The 19831-nt window shown below is 70.1% G+C and carries 22 protein-coding genes; 18 read left to right on the plus strand and 4 right to left on the minus strand.

Going from position 1 to position 19831, the window contains the following annotated elements; translation table 11 throughout:
- The first annotated feature begins 146 nt into the window (after positions 1 to 146).
- Complete coding sequence (locus tag FHS44_RS32555; RefSeq protein WP_246436463.1) at positions 147 to 830, plus strand: GntR family transcriptional regulator; 684 nt, start codon at positions 147 to 149, stop codon at positions 828 to 830.
- 13 nt (positions 831 to 843) lie between these two features.
- Here FHS44_RS32555 and FHS44_RS32560 read toward each other — a convergent pair whose 3' ends face one another.
- The 3 genes from FHS44_RS32560 to FHS44_RS32570 are packed head-to-tail and all read right to left on the minus strand — an operon-like array spanning position 844 to position 3552.
- Complete coding sequence (locus tag FHS44_RS32560; RefSeq protein WP_184721793.1) at positions 844 to 1773, minus strand: EamA family transporter; 930 nt, start codon at positions 1771 to 1773, stop codon at positions 844 to 846.
- Between the two features lie 59 nt (positions 1774 to 1832).
- Positions 1833 to 2600, minus strand: a complete 768-nt coding sequence (locus tag FHS44_RS32565; protein WP_376771626.1) for an ABC transporter permease — start codon at positions 2598 to 2600, stop codon at positions 1833 to 1835.
- A 43-nt stretch (positions 2601 to 2643) separates the two neighbouring features.
- Complete coding sequence (locus FHS44_RS32570; protein ID WP_184721795.1) at positions 2644 to 3552, minus strand: ABC transporter ATP-binding protein; 909 nt, start codon at positions 3550 to 3552, stop codon at positions 2644 to 2646.
- A 214-nt stretch (positions 3553 to 3766) separates the two neighbouring features.
- Between FHS44_RS32570 and FHS44_RS32575 the strand changes: the two genes are divergently transcribed.
- From FHS44_RS32575 to FHS44_RS32650, 16 genes are all read left to right on the plus strand, one after another.
- Positions 3767 to 4507: a VOC family protein gene (locus FHS44_RS32575; RefSeq protein ID WP_184721798.1), complete on the plus strand. Its 741-nt coding sequence runs from the start codon at positions 3767 to 3769 to the stop codon at positions 4505 to 4507.
- A gap of 361 nt (positions 4508 to 4868) precedes the next feature.
- Complete coding sequence (locus tag FHS44_RS32580) at positions 4869 to 5660, plus strand: helix-turn-helix transcriptional regulator (RefSeq protein WP_246436465.1); 792 nt, start codon at positions 4869 to 4871, stop codon at positions 5658 to 5660.
- Positions 5657 to 7069 carry a Fe-S cluster assembly protein SufB gene (sufB, locus tag FHS44_RS32585; protein WP_184721800.1) on the plus strand — a complete coding sequence of 471 codons (1413 nt, stop codon included), beginning with the start codon at positions 5657 to 5659 and terminating at the stop codon, positions 7067 to 7069. Before FHS44_RS32580 ends, sufB begins: the two co-directional genes overlap by 4 nt.
- Positions 7069 to 8199: a Fe-S cluster assembly protein SufD gene (sufD, locus tag FHS44_RS32590; RefSeq protein ID WP_184721802.1), complete on the plus strand. Its 1131-nt coding sequence runs from the start codon at positions 7069 to 7071 to the stop codon at positions 8197 to 8199. Before sufB ends, sufD begins: the two co-directional genes overlap by 1 nt.
- Positions 8196 to 8513 carry a Rieske (2Fe-2S) protein gene (locus FHS44_RS32595; RefSeq protein ID WP_184721804.1) on the plus strand — a complete coding sequence of 106 codons (318 nt, stop codon included), beginning with the start codon at positions 8196 to 8198 and terminating at the stop codon, positions 8511 to 8513. Before sufD ends, FHS44_RS32595 begins: the two co-directional genes overlap by 4 nt.
- 44 nt (positions 8514 to 8557) lie before the next feature.
- Positions 8558 to 9289, plus strand: a complete 732-nt coding sequence (gene sufC, locus FHS44_RS32600) for a Fe-S cluster assembly ATPase SufC (RefSeq protein ID WP_312863916.1) — start codon at positions 8558 to 8560, stop codon at positions 9287 to 9289.
- Complete coding sequence (locus tag FHS44_RS32605; RefSeq protein WP_184721808.1) at positions 9289 to 10548, plus strand: cysteine desulfurase; 1260 nt, start codon at positions 9289 to 9291, stop codon at positions 10546 to 10548. The genes sufC and FHS44_RS32605 overlap by 1 nt, the downstream gene beginning before the upstream one ends.
- 19 nt (positions 10549 to 10567) lie before the next feature.
- Positions 10568 to 11005 carry a Fe-S cluster assembly sulfur transfer protein SufU gene (sufU, locus tag FHS44_RS32610; protein WP_184721810.1) on the plus strand — a complete coding sequence of 146 codons (438 nt, stop codon included), beginning with the start codon at positions 10568 to 10570 and terminating at the stop codon, positions 11003 to 11005.
- A complete protein-coding gene (locus FHS44_RS32615; RefSeq protein WP_184721812.1) occupies positions 11002 to 11367 on the plus strand; it encodes a metal-sulfur cluster assembly factor in 366 nt (121 codons plus the stop codon). The genes sufU and FHS44_RS32615 overlap by 4 nt, the downstream gene beginning before the upstream one ends.
- A 367-nt stretch (positions 11368 to 11734) precedes the next feature.
- Positions 11735 to 13462, plus strand: coding sequence for a DEAD/DEAH box helicase (locus FHS44_RS32620; RefSeq protein ID WP_184721814.1), 1728 nt, complete (start codon positions 11735 to 11737; stop codon positions 13460 to 13462).
- 198 nt (positions 13463 to 13660) lie between these two features.
- On the plus strand, positions 13661 to 13924 hold the full coding sequence (locus FHS44_RS32625; protein WP_184721816.1) for a phosphoribosyl-ATP diphosphatase: 264 nt from the start codon (positions 13661 to 13663) through the stop codon (positions 13922 to 13924).
- A 57-nt stretch (positions 13925 to 13981) separates the two neighbouring features.
- Complete coding sequence (gene hisG, locus FHS44_RS32630) at positions 13982 to 14827, plus strand: ATP phosphoribosyltransferase (RefSeq protein WP_184721818.1); 846 nt, start codon at positions 13982 to 13984, stop codon at positions 14825 to 14827.
- Between the two features lie 70 nt (positions 14828 to 14897).
- On the plus strand, positions 14898 to 15782 hold the full coding sequence (locus tag FHS44_RS32635) for an ABC transporter ATP-binding protein (protein ID WP_184721821.1): 885 nt from the start codon (positions 14898 to 14900) through the stop codon (positions 15780 to 15782).
- Positions 15782 to 16516 carry an ABC transporter permease gene (locus FHS44_RS32640; protein ID WP_184721823.1) on the plus strand — a complete coding sequence of 245 codons (735 nt, stop codon included), beginning with the start codon at positions 15782 to 15784 and terminating at the stop codon, positions 16514 to 16516. The genes FHS44_RS32635 and FHS44_RS32640 overlap by 1 nt, the downstream gene beginning before the upstream one ends.
- Positions 16513 to 17682, plus strand: coding sequence for a sensor histidine kinase (locus FHS44_RS32645; RefSeq protein WP_184721825.1), 1170 nt, complete (start codon positions 16513 to 16515; stop codon positions 17680 to 17682). The genes FHS44_RS32640 and FHS44_RS32645 overlap by 4 nt, the downstream gene beginning before the upstream one ends.
- Positions 17679 to 18284 (plus strand): response regulator transcription factor, encoded by a 606-nt coding sequence (locus tag FHS44_RS32650; protein ID WP_184721827.1) that lies wholly within the window; start codon positions 17679 to 17681, stop codon positions 18282 to 18284. The genes FHS44_RS32645 and FHS44_RS32650 overlap by 4 nt, the downstream gene beginning before the upstream one ends.
- A gap of 14 nt (positions 18285 to 18298) precedes the next feature.
- Here the strand turns inward: FHS44_RS32650 and FHS44_RS32655 are convergent, their stop codons facing one another.
- The gene (locus tag FHS44_RS32655; protein WP_184721829.1) at positions 18299 to 19141 is read right to left on the minus strand and encodes a siderophore-interacting protein; all 843 of its coding nucleotides are present in this window, start codon (positions 19139 to 19141) and stop codon (positions 18299 to 18301) included.
- Between the two features lie 288 nt (positions 19142 to 19429).
- Here FHS44_RS32655 and FHS44_RS32660 point away from each other — a divergent pair, with 288 nt between their 5' ends.
- Positions 19430 to 19816 carry a nuclear transport factor 2 family protein gene (locus tag FHS44_RS32660; protein WP_184721831.1) on the plus strand — a complete coding sequence of 129 codons (387 nt, stop codon included), beginning with the start codon at positions 19430 to 19432 and terminating at the stop codon, positions 19814 to 19816.
- The last annotated feature ends 15 nt before the right edge of the window (positions 19817 to 19831 follow it).

Genomic DNA, 19831 nt, shown 5'->3' on the forward strand with positions numbered 1-19831 from the left:
CCGGTCATCCGGCCGGGAACCCGGGAAACCGGTCGCCGGTGCCTCACGGCGCGGGGCCCGGGCGTTCGAGAACGTGAGCAAGGAGCGGGGAGGCCCCTGGCGGGCGTCCGCCGTCTGCAAAGGTGGACGAGGGCGAGACGAGAGGCATGGGAATGGCTCCTTCGGCGCAGGACCGGCTCGACCTGCCGGCCGTGGGCGAGCGGCAGAGCCTGCGCGAGCAGGTCGCCCACGCGCTGCGGGCCGCTCTGATCACCGGTGAGATGCGGCCGGGCGTCATCTACTCGGCGCCGGTGCTCGCCGCCCAGTTCGGGGTCTCCGCGACCCCGGTGCGCGAGGCGATGCTCGACCTGGCCAAGGAGGGCTTGGTCGAGGCGGTGCGCAACAAGGGCTTCCGGGTCACCGAGCTGTCCGAACGCGACCTGGACGAGATCACCGAGATCCGCAGGCTCATCGAGGTGCCCACGGTGGCGCGGCTGGCCGACGTGGACCGCGCGGAGAGCTTCGAGGCGCTGAGGCCCGTGGCGCAGGAGATCGTCGACGCGGCCGAGCGCGGCGACCTGCTCGCCTACGTGGACGCCGACATCCGCTTCCACGTGGACCTGCTGACGCTCGCGGGCAACACCCACCTCGTTGACGTGGTTCGTGACCTGCGCAAACGCGCCCGTCTCTACGGTCTGTCCGCCCTGTCGGCCCGTGGCGCCCTGGTCGGCTCGGCCCGCGAGCACCTGCAGCTCCTCGACCTGCTCGCCGCCGGTGACACCCAGGGCTCGGAACAGTTGATGAGCGAGCACATCCGGCACGTCAGGGGCATCTGGGCCAAACCCGACTAGCTAGGGGTACGGCTCAGCCGGGTGCTCCTCCCGAGGTGCGGGTGGCGCCGACGCTGGCGATGACCACGCAGCCGATGGCCGCCCACTCGCGCACCTGGAGCACCTCACCCAGCACCAGCAGGCCGACCAGCGCGGCGACCGCGGGCTCCAGGCTCATCAGGATGCCGAAGACTCTCTTGGGCATCCTGCGCAGCGCCTCCATCTCGATCGAGTACGGGATCACCGAGGACAGCAGGCCGACCCCGAGGCCGATCAGCAGGATCTCGGGACGCAGCAGGTCGGCACCCCCGGCCGCGATCCCCGCCGGGGCGGCCAGCAGGACCGAGATGATCATCGCGAAGGACAGTCCGGTGGCGCCGGGGAAACGGCGCCCCGCGGCGGCGGCCAGCAGGATGTAGCCCGCCCAGCAGACCGCGGCGATCAGGGCGAATCCGATGCCTACCCAGCTGATGCGCGAGGCCGAGGTTCCCCACGGCGCGAGCAGCACCACGCCGGAGCCCGCCAGGACGACCCACAGCAGGTCGAGGCGGCGGCGCGAGGCGGCGACCGCGACCCCGAGCGGGCCGAGGAACTCGATGGCGACCGCGATGCCCATGGGCAGCTCGGCCAGCGCCTGGTAGAACGACAGGTTCATCACGCCCAGCGTCACGCCGAACCCGATCCCGACCCCGAGGTCGGAGCGGCTCAGCCCCCGCAGTTTGGGCCGCGCGACCAGGCCGATGACCACCGCGCCCGTCGCGATCCGCAGGAAGACCACCGCGCTCGGCGGCAGTTGGGCGAACAGGTCCTTGGCGAACCCCGCCCCCAACTGGACGGACAGGATCGCCAGCAGCACCAGCCCCGACGGCGGGATGGCGTCCGAAGCGTTCCGAAGCAGCGCTCCCGCCCTGGGCATGCCGGACTTGTACGGCTCGGCGGGCCCCTGCAGGGCGTCGGCGGTCATGGAACGAACTCCTCGCGTCAGGAATCACACGGGCGTTCACACCTTACCGGCTGAGTGGGTCACTCCCAGCGGAATGTCCGGGATGCGAGACCGAGGGTCAGCGCGGCCCACGCCACCAGCACGAGCACCGCCCCGAGCGGCAGCCCGGCGCCCGAGGTGAGGACCGAGCGGAGCCCCCCGGTCAGCGCGCTGATCGGCAGCAGCCGCAGCGCGGGCTCGACCGAGTCGGGGAAGACCGAGAGCGGGAAGACGACCCCGCCGCAGCCGAGCAGGACCAGGTAGACCAGGTTGGCCCCGGCGAGCGTCGCCTCGGCGCGCAGCGTGCCCGCCATCAGCAGCCCGAGCCCGCTGAAGGCCGCGGTGCCCAGCAGGAGCAGCAGCGCCGCGGCGAACGGGGATCCCGTGGGGCTCCAGCCCAGGACGAGCGCCACCACGCACAGGATCGCGATCTGGAGGGCCTCGACGGCGACGACCGCGAGCGTCTTGGCCAGCATCAGCCCCGTCCGCGACAGCGGGGTCGCACCGAGCCGCTTCAGCACGCCGTACCTGCGCTCGAAGCCGGTCGCGATGGCCTGCCCGGTGAAGGCCGTGGACATCACGGCGAGCGCGAGCACCCCGGGGGTGACGAAGTCGACCCGGGAACCGCCGCCGACGTTCACCAGCGGCGCGGCCGAGAAACCGACGAGCAGCAGCACCGGGATGATCAACGTCAGCAGGAGCTGCTCCCCGTTGCGGAGCGTGGCTCTGATCTCCGCCCCGGTCTGCGCGAGCACCATCCGGCTCAGCGGCGCGGCGCCGGGGGCGGGGGTGAGGTCCAGGGTGGTCACTGCGTTCTCCTGCTGGTCTGACACGGGCCGGGCTCGGGGAGGGTCACCGCAGCTCACGTCCCGTCAGCTCCAGGAAGACGTCCTCAAGGGTGCGGCGCTCGATGCTCAGGTCGTCGGCGGTGACCCCCTCGGCGGCGCACCAGGTCGTCACGGTGGCCAGCAGCTCGGGCACGACCTGCCCCTCGATGATGTAGTGCCCCGAGGGCGACTCCTTGGCCGCGCTTCCCGAGGGCAGCGCGGTGAGCAGCTCGTCCAGGGCGAGGCCGGGGCGGGCGCGGAAGCGCAGCTGCCGTTCTGCGCCGGTGAGCGAGGCCGGGGTGCCGTCGGCGACGACCCGGCCGCGGTCGATGATCACGACCCGGTCGGAGAGCTTCTCCGCCTCGTCCATGTGGTGGGTGGTGAGCACCACGGACACTCCGGCGGCGCGCAGGTCGCCGACCAGCTCCCAGCAGGCGTGCCGCGCCTGCGGGTCGAGACCCGCGGTCGGCTCGTCAAGGAAGACCAGCTCGGGACGGCCGATGACGGACGCGGCCAGTGAGACGCGCTGCTGCTGGCCCCCGGACATCCTGCGGTAGGGCGTGCGGGCGTGCTCGGACAGGCCGAGCCGTTCCAGCAGGGCCGCGGGGTCGAGCGGGTGGGCGTGGAAGCGGGACATCAGGCGCAGCCACTCACCGCAGCGCGCCGCCGGGGGAACCCCTCCCGCCTGCGGCATCACCCCGACCCTGGCGCGCAGCTCGGGCCTGGACGGGTCGAGCCCGAGCACCCTGACCGTGCCGCCGTCGGCTTTGCGGAACCCCTCGCAGATCTCGATGGTCGAGGTCTTGCCCGCGCCGTTCGGCCCGAGGATGGCGGTCACGGCGCCCCGGGCCGCGCCCAGCGTGAGGCCGTCGATCGCGGTCGTGCGGCCGTATCTCTTGACCAGATCGCTGATCTCGACGGCTGGGGATTCCATGGGCACGAGTTTAGGGACTCGCCGGGGCGGTCACGCTGGCGGACCTGAGCCGGGGAGCGCACCGTCGCCTCCGCGCCCGTCACGGCCATGTCCGGTCAAAGCCCGGTCAAAGGCTCGGAGCGGATCGCACCAAGGCTCTTGATCGTCTCCGGGCCCTCGCGACCACGCGTGCCACGCTGAGCCTGTCCCGAATCATGACATGAGGAGGCTCGGTATGTCCGAGTGGAGTGGCCACGAACCGGGTGCCCCCTGCTGGGCTGAGCTGTCGAGCACCGACGTCACCCTGTCGGTGCGGTTCTACCGGGAGGTCTTCGGCTGGGAGGCGGTCTTCGACCCGCGTCCCGAGTCCGGCGGACGCGGCAGGTTCACCCTGGACGGCAGGGTGGTCGCGGGCGTCGGCCCAGGAGACGGACTTTCCTGCGCCTGGAACACCTACGTGGCCGTCGCCGACGCCGCTGCCGCGACCGCCAGGGCACGCGCGGCGGGAGGCGCCGTCGTCCTCGAACCCGCCCCGGTCCTCGACGAGGGGATCGCCGCGACCGTGCGGGACTCCGCGGGCGCCTGCCTCATCCTCTGGCAGGCCGTACGGCACGCGGGGGCCGAGGTCGTGGGCGAGGCGGGCACGCTCGCGTGGAGCGAGCTGGTCACCGGGGAGACGGCAGTCCGGGAGGACTTCTTCTATCGTGCGGTCTTCGACTGGACCGTCAAGGACGCCGGAGGGTACGGGTGGTGGTGCCTGCACGGCCGCCCCGTCGCGGGCCTCACCGGGCCCGAGCCGCTGGCCCACTGGCGGAGCTGCTTCGCGGTCTCCCGCCTCGACGCCGCGGTGGCCAGGGCGGCCGAGCTGGGCGCCCGCGTGCTGGTGCCGCCGTCGATGACGCCGCAGGGGCTCAGGGCGGTGCTCGCCGACCCGCAGTCCGCGGTCTTCGGGCTGGTCGAGGCCGCTCGCGGGTGAGGTCCCAGGGGAAGTTCCGCTGAGCAAAGTCTTCTTTGGGGAGATTTTTCACGTCCGGGAACCGGGCGGCCCGGTCCGTGAGGGACCGGCATGACCGCGACCGTCACAGGGACGGATGGGGTGCCGCCCGCCGTACGGGACGAAAGGCTGTCTCCGATCGGTGCGAGACAGGAGATACGAGGACATACCGGTCGTACGACGCTCTTCTATGGCTTGCCGCGTGCGCGAGCCCCCGGATGACGTTTCCGCAGCTTAGGTAAGGCTTACCTGCGTGATAAATCGCATTCTCCGCAAGCCGGACGACGGTTTGTAAGCGGGGAAGCAATTACGGCACACTGATGTTGTGAAATACGTGGCCAAGATGTCAGGCACGGATGAGACCGCCCCCGCGCGGCTCTCAGGCGTGTCCGCCGAGCGCAGCACGCGAGCGCGTGTCGCCCGGCTCATCCTGGAGCACGGACCGATCACCGCCGCCGCCCTCGGCGAGCGGCTCGGCCTCACCCCCGCCGCGGTCCGCCGCCATCTGGACGCGCTGCTCGCCGACGGGATGATCGAGCACCGTACGGCGCGCCCCCGAGGCCAGCGCGGAAGAGGACGGCCGGCGAAGCTGTTCGCCATAACCGACGCGGGCCGCAGCGCCTTCGAGCACGCCTACGACGGGCTCGCGGGCAACGCGCTGCGCTTCCTGGCCGAGCGGGCGGGCGAGGGGGCCGTCGCCGAGTTCGCCAGATCACAGGTGGCGGGCCTGGTCCGGCGCCTGCGCCACGAGCTGCGTGACGTCCCCGCCGACCAGCGGGTGCGTTTCCTGGCCGAGGCCCTGTCCGCCGACGGCTACGCGGCCTCGGCGAGCAAGGCGAGCCTCGGCGGTGAGCAACTGTGTCAGCACCACTGTCCGGTGGCGCACGTCGCCGCCGAGTTCCCTCAGCTCTGCGAGGCGGAGACGGAGGCTTTCGCGCAGATCCTCGGCACTCCCGTGCAGAGGCTGGCGACCATCGCCCACGGCGACGGGGTGTGCACCACCCACGTGAGTCCCCGCAGAGGGGACGGCCGGACCCGTGACGACCGCGTGGCAGGCGCGGCGACGGATCCGCGGGATGACGCCCCGGCAACCCATGAAGTGATCGACGAAACGAGCAAGGAGACCGGAAGGTGACTATCACCGACCGCCCGGAGCTGGAAGGCCTCGGGAATTACAAGTTCGGCTGGGCCGACTCCGATGCCGCGGGGTCCGCGGCCCGCCGTGGCCTGTCCGAAGAGGTCGTCCGCAACATCTCCGCGCTCAAGGGTGAGCCGGAGTGGATGCTCGACCTCCGCCTGAAGGGGCTGCGGCTTTTCGGCAAGAAGCCCATGCCCAACTGGGGCTCCGACCTCAGCGGGATCGACTTCGACAACATCAAGTACTTCGTGCGCTCCACCGAGAAGCAGGCCGCTTCCTGGGAGGAGCTCCCGGAGGACATCAAGAACACCTACGACAAGCTCGGCATCCCCGAGGCGGAGAAGCAGCGCCTGATCGCCGGCGTCGCCGCCCAGTACGAGTCCGAGGTCGTCTATCACAAGATCCGTGAGGACCTTGAGGAGAAGGGTGTCATCTTCGTCGACACCGACACCGCCCTCAAGGAGCACGAGGAGCTCTTCAGGGAGTACTTCGGCACCGTGATCCCGGTGGGCGACAACAAGTTCGCCTCGCTGAACACGGCAGTCTGGAGCGGTGGCAGCTTCATCTACGTGCCGCCGAACGTCAACGTCGAGATCCCGCTGCAGGCCTACTTCCGGATCAACACCGAGAACATGGGCCAGTTCGAGCGGACCCTGATCGTCGTGGACGAGAACTCCTACGTGCACTACGTCGAGGGCTGTACCGCGCCGATCTACTCCTCTGACTCGCTGCACAGCGCCGTCGTGGAGATCATCGTGAAGAAGGGCGCCCGCTGCCGTTACACGACCATCCAGAACTGGTCGAACAACGTCTACAACCTGGTCACCAAGCGCGCCGTCGCCTACGAGGGCGCGACCATGGAGTGGATCGACGGCAACATCGGCTCCAAGGTCACGATGAAGTACCCCGCCGTCTACCTCATGGGCGAGCACGCCAAGGGTGAGACGCTGAGCGTCGCCTTCGCCGGCGAGGGCCAGCACCAGGACGCCGGGGCCAAGATGGTGCACCTGGCTCCCAACACCAGCTCGACGGTGATCTCCAAGTCCGTCGCCAGGGGCGGCGGCCGTACCTCCTACCGGGGTCTGGTGCAGATCGAGGAGGGCGCGCACGGCAGCGCCAGCACCGTCAAGTGCGACGCCCTGTTGGTCGACCAGATCAGCCGCTCGGACACCTATCCCTACGTGGACGTGCGCGAGGACGACGTCTCCATGGGACACGAGGCCACGGTCTCCAAGGTCTCCGACGACCAGCTCTTCTACCTCATGAGCCGCGGTCTGGACGAGGACGAGGCCATGGCGATGATCGTGCGCGGCTTCGTCGAGCCGATCGCGCGCGAGCTCCCCATGGAGTACGCCCTTGAGCTGAACCGCCTGATCGAGCTGCAGATGGAAGGAGCCGTCGGCTGATGGGTCTCGAAACAGCCTCTCAGACGAAGCCCCTGTCGACCCTCCACGAGAAGGCCTCCTTCGACGTCGCGGACTTCCCCGTTCCGACGGGCCGCGAGGAGGAGTGGCGCTTCACGCCGCTGTCGCGTCTGAAGGGCCTGCACACCGGCGCCGCCGCCTCGGGTGGCGTCGTGGTCAGGGTCGATGCCGCGCCCGAGGTCACGGTCGAGACCGTGGGCCGTGACGACGAGCGGCTCGGCAGGGCCTACGTGCCCGCCGACCGGGTCAGCGCCCAGGCCTACAGCTCCTTCGAGAAGGCGACCGTCATCACCGTGCCGCGCGAGGCGGTCGCCTCCGCCCCGACCGTCGTCACCGTGACCGGTTCCGGCGACGGCGCCGCCTACGGCCACACCCTGGTCAGGCTGGAGCCGATGGCCGAGGCCGTCGTCGTCCTGGAGCACCAGGGCAGCGCGGTCTACGCCGACAACGTCGAGTTCGTCGTCGGTGAGGGCGCCACGCTCAAGGTCGTCAGCCTGCAGGAGTGGGACGACGACGCCGTCCACGTCTCGCACCACCACGCCCTGCTCGCCAAGGACGCGACCTTCCGCAGCTTCGTGGTCACCCTCGGCGGCGATCTGGTACGGCTCTCGCCCTCGGTCTCCTACGAGGGACCGGGCGGGGACGCCGACCTGACCGGCCTGTACTTCGTGGACGCGGGCCAGCACCTTGAGCACCGCCTGCTGGTCGACCACTCCACGCCCAACTGCAGGAGCAACGTCGTCTACAAGGGCGCGCTGCAGGGTGAGGACGCGCACGCCGTGTGGATCGGCGACGTGATCATCCGGGTCGAGGCGGAGGGCACCGACACCTACGAGCTCAACCGCAACCTCCTGCTCACCGACGGCGCCCGCGCCGACTCGGTGCCGAACCTGGAGATCCTCACCGGGGAGGTCGCGGGAGCGGGCCACGCCAGCGCCTCAGGCCGTCTCGACGACGAGCACATCTTCTACCTCCAGGCCCGTGGCATCCCGTTCGAGGAGGCCCGCCGCCTGGTCATCAGGGGCTTCTTCAAGCAGCTCCTGGAGAAGATCGAGCTCGACGAGTTGCGTCAGCGGGTGTTCGCCAAGGTCGAGGCGGAGCTGGAGAAGTGACGTTCGAGAAGGTCTGCAAGATCACCGACATCCCGGACGACGGGGTGATCGGCGTCGAGGTCGAGGAGACCCCCGTCGCCCTGGTCCGCAGGGGCGCCGAGGTCTACGCCCTGCACGACGTGTGCTCACACGCCGAGGTGAGGCTCAGCGAGGGCGAGGTCTACGACGGCACCCTTGAGTGCTGGCTGCACGGCTCGTGCTTCGACCTGCGTTCCGGCAAGCCAACCGGGCCTCCCGCCTCCAAGCCCGTCCCCGTCTACCAAGTGAAGATCGACGGCGATGACGTCCTCGTCTCGCTCTCGAAGGAGTCGTAACAGTGTCTGATTCGAGCCGAGTCCGCCCGGGTTCCACCCTTGAGATCCGTGACCTGCATGTCGCGGTCGACGACAAGGAGATCCTGCGCGGGGTCAACCTCACCGTGCGGGCGGGCGAGACCCACGCCATCATGGGCCCCAACGGTTCGGGCAAGTCCACGCTCGCCTACGCGATCGCCGGCCACCCGAAGTACACAGTCACCGGCGGGCAGGTCCTGCTCGACGGCGTCGACCTGCTGGAGCTGTCGGTCGACGAGCGCGCCCGCGCCGGACTGTTCCTGGCCATGCAGTACCCCGTCGAGGTCCCCGGGGTCAGCGTCTCCAACTTCCTGCGCTCGGCCGTCACCGCCGTGCGCGGCGAGGCGCCGAAGCTCCGCGAGTTCGCCAAGGACCTCAAGTCCGGGATGGACGCGCTGTCCATCGACGCCGCCTTCGCCCAGCGCAACCTGAACGAGGGCTTCTCCGGCGGCGAGAAGAAGCGCCACGAGATCCTCCAGCTTGAGCTGCTCAAGCCGAAGATCGCCGTCCTCGACGAGACCGACTCCGGTCTCGACGTCGACGCGCTGCGGGTGGTCTCCGAGGGCATCAACCGCTTCCGCTCAACCGGCGAGACCGGCGTGCTGCTCATCACCCACTACACCCGCATCCTGCGCTACGTGAAGCCGGACTTCGTCCACGTCTTCGCGGGCGGCCGCATCGTCGAGCAGGGTGGCCCCGAGCTGGCCGACAAGCTGGAGGCCGAGGGCTACGAGGCGTACGTGAAGGCCTCCGCCTGATGGAAACCGGATTCGACGTGGAGAGGATCAGGAAGGACTTTCCCGCCCTCTCCCGCGAGCTGCCCGGCGGCAGGCCGCTGGTCTATCTCGACTCGGCCAACTCCTCGCAGAAGCCGACGCAGGTCATCGAGACCATGCGTGAGCACTTCACGACGCACTACGCCAACGTCGGCCGCGCCATGCACGTGCTCGGCGCGGAGTCGACCGAGGCCTACGAGGGCGCCCGCGACAAGGTCGCCGCCTTCGTCGGGGCGCCGAGCCGTGACGAGATCGTCTTCACCAAGAACGCCTCCGAGGCGCTCAACCTGGTCGCCTACGCCTTCGGCAACCCGGCGGGCGACGACCCCAGGTTCAGGATCGGCCCCGGCGACGAGGTCGTCATCTCCGAGATGGAGCACCACTCCAACATCGTGCCCTGGCAGCTGCTCGCGCAGCGCACCGGCGTCACGCTGCGGTGGTTCTCCGTCACCGACGAGGGCCGCCTGGACCTGTCGAACCTCGACGAGCTCGTCACCGAGCGCACGAAGATCGTCTCCATCGCGCACCAGTCCAACGTGCTCGGCACGGTCAACCCGGTCGATCGCGTGGTCGCCAGGGCCCGCGAGGTCGGCGCGCTGACGATGCTCGACGCCTCCCAGTCGGTGCCCCACCGGCCGGTCGACGTCACCGAGCTCGGCGTCGACTTCCTCGCCTTCACCGGCCACAAGGCCGTCGGCCCCTCGGGGATCGGCGTGCTGTGGGCGCGCGGCGAGCTGCTTGAGGCCATGCCGCCGTTCCTGGGTGGCGGGGAGATGATCGAGGCGGTCTGGATGGACCACTCGACCTACGCCCCCGCGCCGCACAAGTTCGAGGCGGGCACCCCGCCCATCGTCGAGGCCATCGGTCTCGGCGCGGCGCTCGACTACCTGTCGGCGGTCGGACTGGACGCCGTGGCCCAGCACGAGCGCGAGCTGACCGGCTACGCCCTGGAGGCCCTGCGGGAGATCGAGGGGCTGCGGGTCATCGGCCCGGAGAACCTCGATGAGCGCGGCGGGGTGGTCTCCTTCACCCTGGAGGGGATTCACCCGCACGACGTCGGGCAGATCCTCGACGACAACTTCGGGGTGGCCGTGCGGGTCGGGCACCACTGCGCCCGTCCGCTGCACCTGAGGTTCGGGATTCCCGCGACGACGCGGGCCTCCTTCTATCTTTACAACACCCCGGCCGAGATCGACGCCCTGGTCCGCGGCCTCCACCACGTGCGGAAGGTGTTCGCCTAGCCATGCCGGAGCAGCCCAGATGATCGCCGAGTCCATGTACCAGGAGCTGATCCTGGAGCACTACAAGCATCCCCAGGGGCGGGGACTCCGAGACCCGTACGACTCCGAGGTTCACCACGTGAACCCGACGTGCGGCGACGAGATCACCATGCGCGTGAAACTGGGCGACGGCGGCAAGGTCGAGGACGTGTCCTACGACGGCCAGGGGTGTTCGATCAGCCAGGCGGCGGCCTCGGTGCTGTACGAGCTGGCCACGGGTTCGACGGTCGAGGACAGCCTCGCCGTCGTCGAGGAGTTCACCCGGCTCATGCAGAGCAGGGGACAGGTCGAGGCGGACGAGGACGTTCTTGGCGACGCGGTGGCCTTCGCCGGGGTCGCCAAGTTCCCCGCGCGCGTCAAGTGCGCGCTCCTCGCCTGGATGGCCTACAAGGACGCGGTTGTGAGGAGTACGGAATGAGCAAGCCTGTTGAGACGCCGACCTCGGCGTACGACGGGGAGACCACCCTTGAGGAGGTCATGGAGGCCCTCAAGGACGTGGTCGACCCCGAGCTCGGCATCAACGTCGTCGATCTCGGCCTGATCTACGGGATCAACCTGGACGAGACCGAGGCGGGCGGCGCGCCGATCGCCACCATCGACATGACGCTGACCAGCGCGGCCTGCCCGCTGACCGACGTCATCGAGGACCAGGCGCACTCCGCCCTGGACGGCATGGTCTCCGACGTGAAGATCAACTGGGTCTGGCTCCCGCCGTGGGGTCCCGACAAGATCACCGACGAGGGGCGTGACCAGCTGCGCATGCTCGGTTTCAACGTCTGACCCACGTCTCCGGTACGGCTCGCGCCCGAAAACGGGTGCGGGCCGTACAAGAATGTGTGAGAGAATGCCCAGGCCGGGAAGAAAGGCCTGGCTGCGGAGCGTTGACTTCGTGACGGACAAGCGTCGGCCCGTGCCGTACGCCCCGGCCGGACCTGGCACTGCGAACGCCGGGTATGCTTGATCGTGGTTTGACTGCGTGCGGGTATGATTGACCCGTTTCGTGCGGTGCGCCTCGACTTGCACCGCACCACCGCCCCCACAGTGGGCGTAGATCGAGCGTGACCTCAGGTCACGCGTTCCAGGCTCGTCCTTTCGCAGAAGTGACGTGCCCCCGTCCTTCTATCGAAAGGCACGAATCTTCGTGACCATGCTTGACGCTGCCCTGCCCGAAATCACCGAGATCTCCGAGACTCCGTCTGACGTGTCCGAGTTCACCCTCCTCGGCCTGCCCAAGCCGCTGGTGAACGGGCTCGCCCGTCAGGGCATCGACAGCCCCTTCCCCATCCAGCGGGCCACCATCCCCGACATTCTCGCGGGTAACGACGTTCTCGGTCGCGGCCAGACCGGCTCGGGCAAGACGCTGGCCTTCGGCCTGCCGATGATGGCCCGTATCGCCGGGGGCAAGGCCCGTCCCGGCCGCCCGCTGGCGGTCGTCCTGGTGCCGACCCGCGAGCTTGCCATGCAGGTCACCGACGCGCTGGAGCCGCTTGGCCGTGGCCTGTCGCTGCGGATGAAGACCGTCGTCGGCGGCATGTCCATGGGCCGTCAGATCGAGGCGCTGCGCCGCGGCGTCGAGGTCGTCGTCGCCACCCCCGGTCGTCTCACCGACCTGATCCAGCAGGGTGAGTGCACGCTGGACGAGGTCCAGGTGACCATCCTGGACGAGGCCGACCACATGTGTGACCTGGGCTTCTTCCCGGTCGTCAGCGCGATCCTGCAGCAGACGCCCTCCGACAGCCAGCGGCTGCTGTTCTCCGCCACCCTCGACGGTGACGTGGACAAGCTGGTGCGGCGCTTCCTCACCGACCCGATCACCCACTCGATGGCGCCGCCCGCCTCCTCGGTCGAGACCATGGAGCACCACGTGCTCGAGGTCCACCGCGACGACAAGTTCCCGGTGACCGCCGAGATCGCCAACCGCGAGGGCCGCACCATCATGTTCGTGCGCACCCAGCACGGGGTGGACCGGCTGTGCAAGCAGCTCGCCCAGGTCGGCGTCAAGTCCGGCGGTCTGCACGGCGGCAAGCGCCAGAACCAGCGGACCCGCATCCTCGCCGAGTTCAAGGAAGGCGAGATCAACGTCCTGGTCTGCACCGACGTCGCCGCCCGTGGCATCCACGTCGACAACATCAGCCTGGTGCTGCACGTGGACCCGCCGCAGGACCACAAGAGCTACCTGCACCGCGGCGGCCGTACGGCGCGCGCGGGGGAGAAGGGCACCGTCATGACGCTGGTGCTCCCCAACGAGCGCCGCTCGACCGACGCGATGACCCGCCGCGCGGGCATCAAGCCCTTCCGCCTCAAGGCCACCCCGGGCCACCCGCGCCTGGAGGAGGTCGCCGGGGCGCGTCAGCCCAGCGGCGAGCCGATCCCGGTCTGGGAGCCCGCGGCCCCGGTCGCCAAGCAGCGCGAGCGGCGCGGCGGCTTCGGCGGGGGACGTGGCCCGCGCCGCTTCCGTGACCGTCCCGGTCACGGTGGCGACGGCTACCAGCCGCGCGAGCGTTCCGCCGGTGAGGGCGGGCGCGCCGAGCGTCCCTACCGCGCCGAGCGCCCGGAGCACTCGGAGTTCCGCTCCGAGCGTCCCGAGCACCGGCAGGAGCGTCGTTTCGACGGCCGTCCCGAGAGCCGCGGCACCGGTGGCTACCGTGGCGGCGAGCGCAGGGAGCCCTTCCGTGGCGGCGGCGAGCGTCCCTTCCGCGCCGGTGGGGAGCGTCCCTTCAGGTCCGCGGAGCGTCCCGCTGCCGATCGCGGCGAGCCCTTCCGCGGTGGCGAGCGCCGGGAGCCGTTCCGTGGCGGCGAGGCCCGTGGCGGCGAGTTCCGCTCGGGCGGCCGTCCCGAGAGCAGGGGAAGGCGCGGCGGCTACCACGGTCGCTGACCCTCCTGCCGTGCCTTTCACGAGGCACGACGCATGACGACCCCGACGGGGCCGGTACGGCACACGCCGTACCGGCCCCGTCCGGCGTTCGGCGGCGGACCCGGAACACGCGGGATGTCCAGAGCGTGGACTCTCATCCACCGCGGTCCGCGAGGCCGTTAGGCTTGGCAGCGACATCCCACGACGCCGAGAGAGACCATGAAGACCTTCGAAGAGCTGTACGCCGAGCTGTCAGACAAGGCGCGCACCCGCCCCGAGGGGTCGGGCACCGTGGCCGCGCTGGACGCCGGAGTCCATGCCATCGGCAAGAAGGTCGTCGAGGAGGCCGCGGAGAGCTGGATGGCCGCCGAGCACGAGTCGAACGAGCGGGCCGCGGAGGAGATCTCCCAGCTGCTCTACCACGTGCAGGTCCTCATGCTCGCCAAGGGGATCGGGCTGGACGAGGTCTACAAGCATCTGTGAGCCGGTGCGCCCGGCTCACGTTCCCAGACCGCAGACCAGTCCAAGGAAGCCACAGCCATGCTCCGTCTCGCCGTTCCCAACAAGGGCGCCCTCAACGAGGCAGCCCAGACCATCCTCAAGGAAGCCGGATACCGTTCCCGCAAGGACAGCAAGGAGCTCGTGGTCGTCGACCCGGAGAACTCCTGCGAGCTGTTCTTCCTACGCCCGAAGGACATCGCCGTCTACGTCGGCGAGGGCACCCTCGACGCGGGCATCACGGGTCGTGACATGCTCCACGACTCGGGCGCGCAGGTCGAGGAGATCATGCCGCTCGGCTTCGGCGCCTCGACCTTCCGCTTCGCGGCCAATCCGGGCGCCTTCGCCTCGGTCATGGACCTCAAGGGCAAGCGCGTCGCCACCTCCTACGCCGGTCTGCTCAGCGCCTACCTCGGAGAACAGGGCGTGGACGCCCGGGTGATCAAGCTGGACGGCGCGGTCGAGACGGCGATCAGGCTGGGGGTCGCCGACGCGGTCGCCGACGTCGTCGAGACCGGCACCACGCTGCGCAACATCGGCCTTGAGGTCTTCGGCGAGCCGATCGCCACCTCCGAGGCCGTGCTGATCAAGCGGACCGGCACCGGGGACAGCCCCAGGGTGCAGCAGCTCGTCCGCCGCCTGCAGGGCGTGCTGATGGCACGTGACTACGTGATGATGGACTACGACATCAGGGTCGAGCGCATCGAGGAGGCCATCGCCCTGACCCCCGGCATGGAGGGGCCCACGGTCTCCCCGCTGCACCGGGAGGGCTGGGTCGCGGTCCGCGCCATGGTGCCGCGCAAGGGCCACCAGCAGGTGATGGACCAGCTCTGGGAGATCGGCGCCAAGGCCATCCTGGTCACCGCCATCTTCGCCTGCCGCGTCTGACAAATGTCATCGTCAAGGCGGGATCACCGGCACTGACGCCGTAGGCGGGCCCGCTTCTAGCGTTACGTCCATGAACGCCATCGCCTTCACCGACGTGAGCAGGTCCTACGGGAACGTGCTCGCCGTCGACGGCCTGAACCTCACCGTGGAGACGGGCAGGACCGTCGCGCTCCTCGGCCCGAACGGGGCTGGGAAGTCCACGTCGATCAACATGCTGCTTGGCCTGATCCGTCCGAGCGGGGGCCGGATCGAGCTGTTCGGACGTCCCCCGGAGCAGGCCGTCGCCAGGGGTGAGGTCGGCGCCATGCTGCAGGACGGTGAGCTGATTCCCGAGCTCACCGTCAGGGAGCTGGTCGACTTCGTGCGCGGGCTCTACCCGGAGCCGCTCGACCTGGACGCGATCCTCCAGATGGCCGACCTCACCGACCTGGCGGGACGCAGGGCGGGCAAACTGTCCGGCGGGCAGAGCCAGCGGGTCAGGTTCGCCCTGGCCGTCGCGGGCGCCCCCAGGCTGCTGGTGCTCGACGAGCCGACCGCGGCCATGGACGTGGAGTCGCGGCAGCGGTTCTGGGCCGCCATGCGCGACTACGCGGCGGGCGGCCGTACCGTCCTGTTCGCCACCCACTACCTGGAGGAGGCCGACGAGAACTCCGACCGGGTGATCGTGGTCGCCAGGGGACGGGTCGTCGCCGACGGCACCGCGGCGCAGATCAAGGCGAAGGCGGGCGGGCACGCCGTCCGCTTCACCCTCGACGGGCAGTCCGCTGCCGGACTGGACGCCCTGCCCGGTGTCTCGGCGGTCGAGGTCACGGGGGGTACGGCGACGCTGCGTACCGCAGACCCCGACGCGACCGTGGCCGCCCTCTACCGGGGCACCTCGCTGGAGATCCGCGACCTCAGGCTCGCCGGAGCCGACCTCGAAGACGCCTTCCTCGCCCTCACCCGGGAGCCGTGATGCCGAACCACATCAGGGTCGAGATCCTGAGAATGCTGCGCAACAAGCGCTACGTCATCTTCGTCGTGGCCTTCCCCGTGGTGCTCTACGTGCTCTTCTGCAACATCGTCGCGGGCCAGGCGAGCTCCGGTGGAGGAGGGGCCGCGGCCTATCTGATGGTGTCCATGGGCGCCTACGGCGCGCTCTCGGCCTCCATCATGAGCACCGCCGTACCCTGGGCGCAGGAGAGGCAGGCCGGGTGGCTGCGTCAGCTCCAGATCACCCCGCTGCCGGGCTGGTCGATCATCCTGACCAAGCTGGTCTCCACGCTGCTGCTGGCGCTGCCCTCGCTGGCGCTGGTCTTCGTGGTCGCCATGACGACGCAGGGGGTCTCGCTGGCGCCGGGGCGGTGGGCCCTGCTGTTCCTGGGCATGTGGATTGGCATCCTGCCCTTCGCCGCGCTCGGCCTCGCCGTCGGCTCGCTGGTCCCCCCGGACACCGCCCAGCCGGCCGCCATGATCGGCATGTTCGGGCTGGCGATCCTGGGCGGCCTGTGGTTCCCTGTTGACACCATGCCCGCGACCATGCAGACCATCGCCCACGCGCTGCCCTCCTTCTCGTACGCGGACATCGGCTGGAACCTCGTCTCGGGGCAGGCGCCGCCGCTCCAGGATGTGGTCACGACCCTGGTCTGGGCCGTCGTTCTCGGCGCAGCCGCCGTGTTCGCCTACCGCAGGGCGACAGCACGGGCATGACGAGAGGCCTGAGGTTCCTCACCGAGGAGGTCCAGACGGGGACGGACGGTCCCCAGCCCCGCTGGAAGCGGATCGGCTGGCTGTCCATCGGCATGGTCTACCTGTTCTTCCCCGTCTCGGAGATCGCCTCGGGGAAGTTGCGGGGTCCCCAGGCGGTGTGGGCCGTGCTCGGTCTGGGCGTCTTCGTCCTCGCCTACCTCGGGGCCGCGCTGAGCCGCTGGCAGGACGGGGAGGACGGCGAGGGGCGGGTCGGCCCCGTGACCTACACCATGGTCGCGGTCGCCACCGTGCTGGCGGTCGTGCTGCCGGTGGCCTTCGGCGGCGGCTGGCTGACCCTGCCGATCTACACGACCGTGATCTACAGCATGGCGTTGAGCTCACGGGTCTCGGCCGTCGCCGCCGTCGCGATGGGGACTGTCGTCCTGCTGATCGGCCTGCTGAAGGACCACGACCTCGGCAGCACGGTGGTGCTCGTCTTCCAGGTCCTCACCCTGACGGTCCTGTTCACCCGGGTGCGCAGGACCAAGATCCTGGTGGTCCAGCTCCGTCAGGCGCAGCGGGAGGTGGCGCGGCTGGCCGCGGGGGAGGAGCGGCTGCGCATCGCCCGTGACCTGCACGACCTGCTCGGCCACAGCCTCTCCCTGATCGTGCTGAAGAGCGAGCTGGCCGGGCGGCTTGCCGAGAGCGGCTCTGAACGCGCGCTGCCGGAGATCCGCGACATCGAGTCCGTCGCCAGGCAGTCGCTGGTCGAGGTGCGCGACGCCGTCACCGGCTACCGGCAGCGCGGCCTGTCCGGCGAGCTCGACGGGGCCAGGGCCGCGCTTGAGGCGGCGGGGACGCGGGTCAGCGTCAGGCTCGCGGGCACCCCGCTGCCCGACCACCTCGACGGGCTGCTCGGCTGGGCGGTGCGCGAGGGGGTCACCAACGTCATCAGGCACGCCGGGGCTGACAGCTGCGCGATCGAGGTCAGCTACGACGGCAGCACCGGCGTCCTGGAGATCGTCGACGACGGGGACGGGGCCGTGCCGTACGGGACGGAGCAGGGCAACGGGCTGGCCGGGCTCGCCGAGCGGGTCGAGGCGGCGGGCGGCACGGTGTCCGCGGGCCCCCGCGGCGGGGGCTTCGCGCTGCGGGTCGCGGTGCCCTCCGCGGGGGCGGGCGCGTGATCAGGGTCCTGCTGGTCGAGGACCAGGCGATGGTCAGGGGCGCGCTGGCCTCGCTGCTGGGGCTCGAACCCGACATCGAGGTGGTCGGCGAGGCCGCCTCGGGTCACGAGGCGCTCCAGGTCGCCCTTGAGACGCGCCCCGACGTCGTGCTGCTCGACATCGAGATGCCCGGTGGGGACGGGATCACCGCCGGGGCGGGCATCCGCGAGGCGCTGCCCGGCTGCCAGGTCATGATCCTGACGACCTTCGGCCGTCCCGGCTACCTGCGGCGGGCGATGGAGGCCGGGGCGGTGGCCTTCCTGGTGAAGGACAGCCCGGCCCGGGAGCTCGCCGCCGCCATCCGCCGGGTCCGCGCCGGTGAGCGGGTCATCGACCCGGGGCTGGCCGCCGCCGCGCTGAGCGCCGGGCCCAATCCGCTCTCACCGAGAGAGCGTGACGTCCTGGCCGCGGCGGCCGACGGCTCGACCGTCGGCGACATCGCGCTGAACCTGCACCTGTCGGAGGGGACGGTCCGCAACTACCTGTCCTCGGCCATCCAGAAGACCCAGGCCCGCAACCGCATCGAGGCGGTACGGCGCGCCCAGGCGCAGGGCTGGCTCTGATCCGCCCGCCCGCGTCAGGACGACAGGCTCGCGGCCTCCTCTTCCTCGATCTGCCGGTTCCAGTCCTGCTTGACGGCGCGCCACGTCTCGTCGTCGCGGCCGACCCGCCAGTAACCGGAGATGGACAGCCGTGACAGCGGGATCCCGCGCTCGGCCCGCAGGTGGCGGCGGAGCGTCCTGACGAAGGCCGCCTCGCCGTGCACGAAGGCGTGCGGGGTGCCCTCGGGGAAGTCCAGCTCGCGCACCGCGGTGACCAGCGCGTCGCCGACCGGCGCGTCGCCCCGGTGGAACCAGACGATCTTCGTGTCGCCGGGGGAGTCGAGCCGCTGCTCCTCCTGCGGGCCCGCGACCTCGACCAGCACGTGGGCCAGCACGCCGGAGGGCAGCCGCTCAAGGGAGGCCGCGATGGCGGGAAGCGCGCTCTCGTCGCCGACGAACAGGTGCCAGTCCGCCTCGGGGTCGGGGGCGTACCCGCCGCCGGGGCCGAAGAAGTGGATCTCCTCCCCGGGCTGTACGGCCGCCGCCCAGGGGCCCGCGATGCCGCTGTCGCCGTGGTGGACGAAGTCGATGGCCAGTTCGAGCGTCTCGGGGTCCCACGAGCGCACGGTGTAGGTGCGGGTGGTCGGCCACTGTTCGCGGGGAAGTTCGTTCTGGATCCGTTCCAGATCGAACGGCCCGGAATAGGTCACCCCGTGTGGGGGGAACAGAAGTTTGACGTAGTGGTCGGTGAACGCGCCCGCGCCGAAACCCGCGAGTCCCTCGCCGCCGAGCACCACGCGGATCATGTGCGGCGTGATCCACTCGACCCGTTTCACCTGGCCACGGATGGTCTTACGCGCAGGTCTGCCCTCTGCCATAGGTAACTCCCCGATGGTCGTTAGGTTAGGTTGCCCTAAGTAGTAGCATACGGTGATTTAAGTGGCATAGCCGTTTGATGGTTTCTTTGAGTAGCCCCTGGCACCCATCGCCATAAATCCCTTTTGTGGATCAATATCCCTATATAGGGATCGTCGGCGAGTGCCTGGAGTCCGCTTCCCTGTCCTTTCTCGGCCACACGTCTCGTCCGCACGGCCCGCACGTGTCCCGGCCGTGCCTACTCTGGAGTACTATTCTGGAGAGAAGTCTCTAAAACTACCGGAGGTTCCGTGAACGCCGTAGACCGTCTGTACCGGGGCTTCGCCGCCCGCGACCCCGAGGCGATCCTGGGCGCGCTCCACCCGGAGTTCGTCGGCACCGTGAGCGCGGGCATGCCGCTGGGCGTCGGCGGCACGCACACGGGTCCGGCGGCGATGCTCGGCGACTGCTGGGGAGTGGTCTTCACCCACCTGGACACCGCGCCGTACCCCGAGGAGCAGGTCTGGTCGAACCCCGAGCGGGTCGTGGTGTTCGGGCACTACCGGGGGACGGCCCGCGCGAGCGGCCGCGCGCACGAGGCGGCCTTCGCCCATGACCTGCGCGTCAGGGACGGCCTGGTCGCCTCGCTGGTCCAGATCACCGACACCGCCAGGTGGGTTGAGGCCCTCGCTGATTGATCTACGATGTAAAGG

This window comes from Streptosporangium saharense, from assembly GCF_014203715.1.
GTDB lineage: Bacteria > Actinomycetota > Actinomycetes > Streptosporangiales > Streptosporangiaceae > Streptosporangium > Streptosporangium saharense.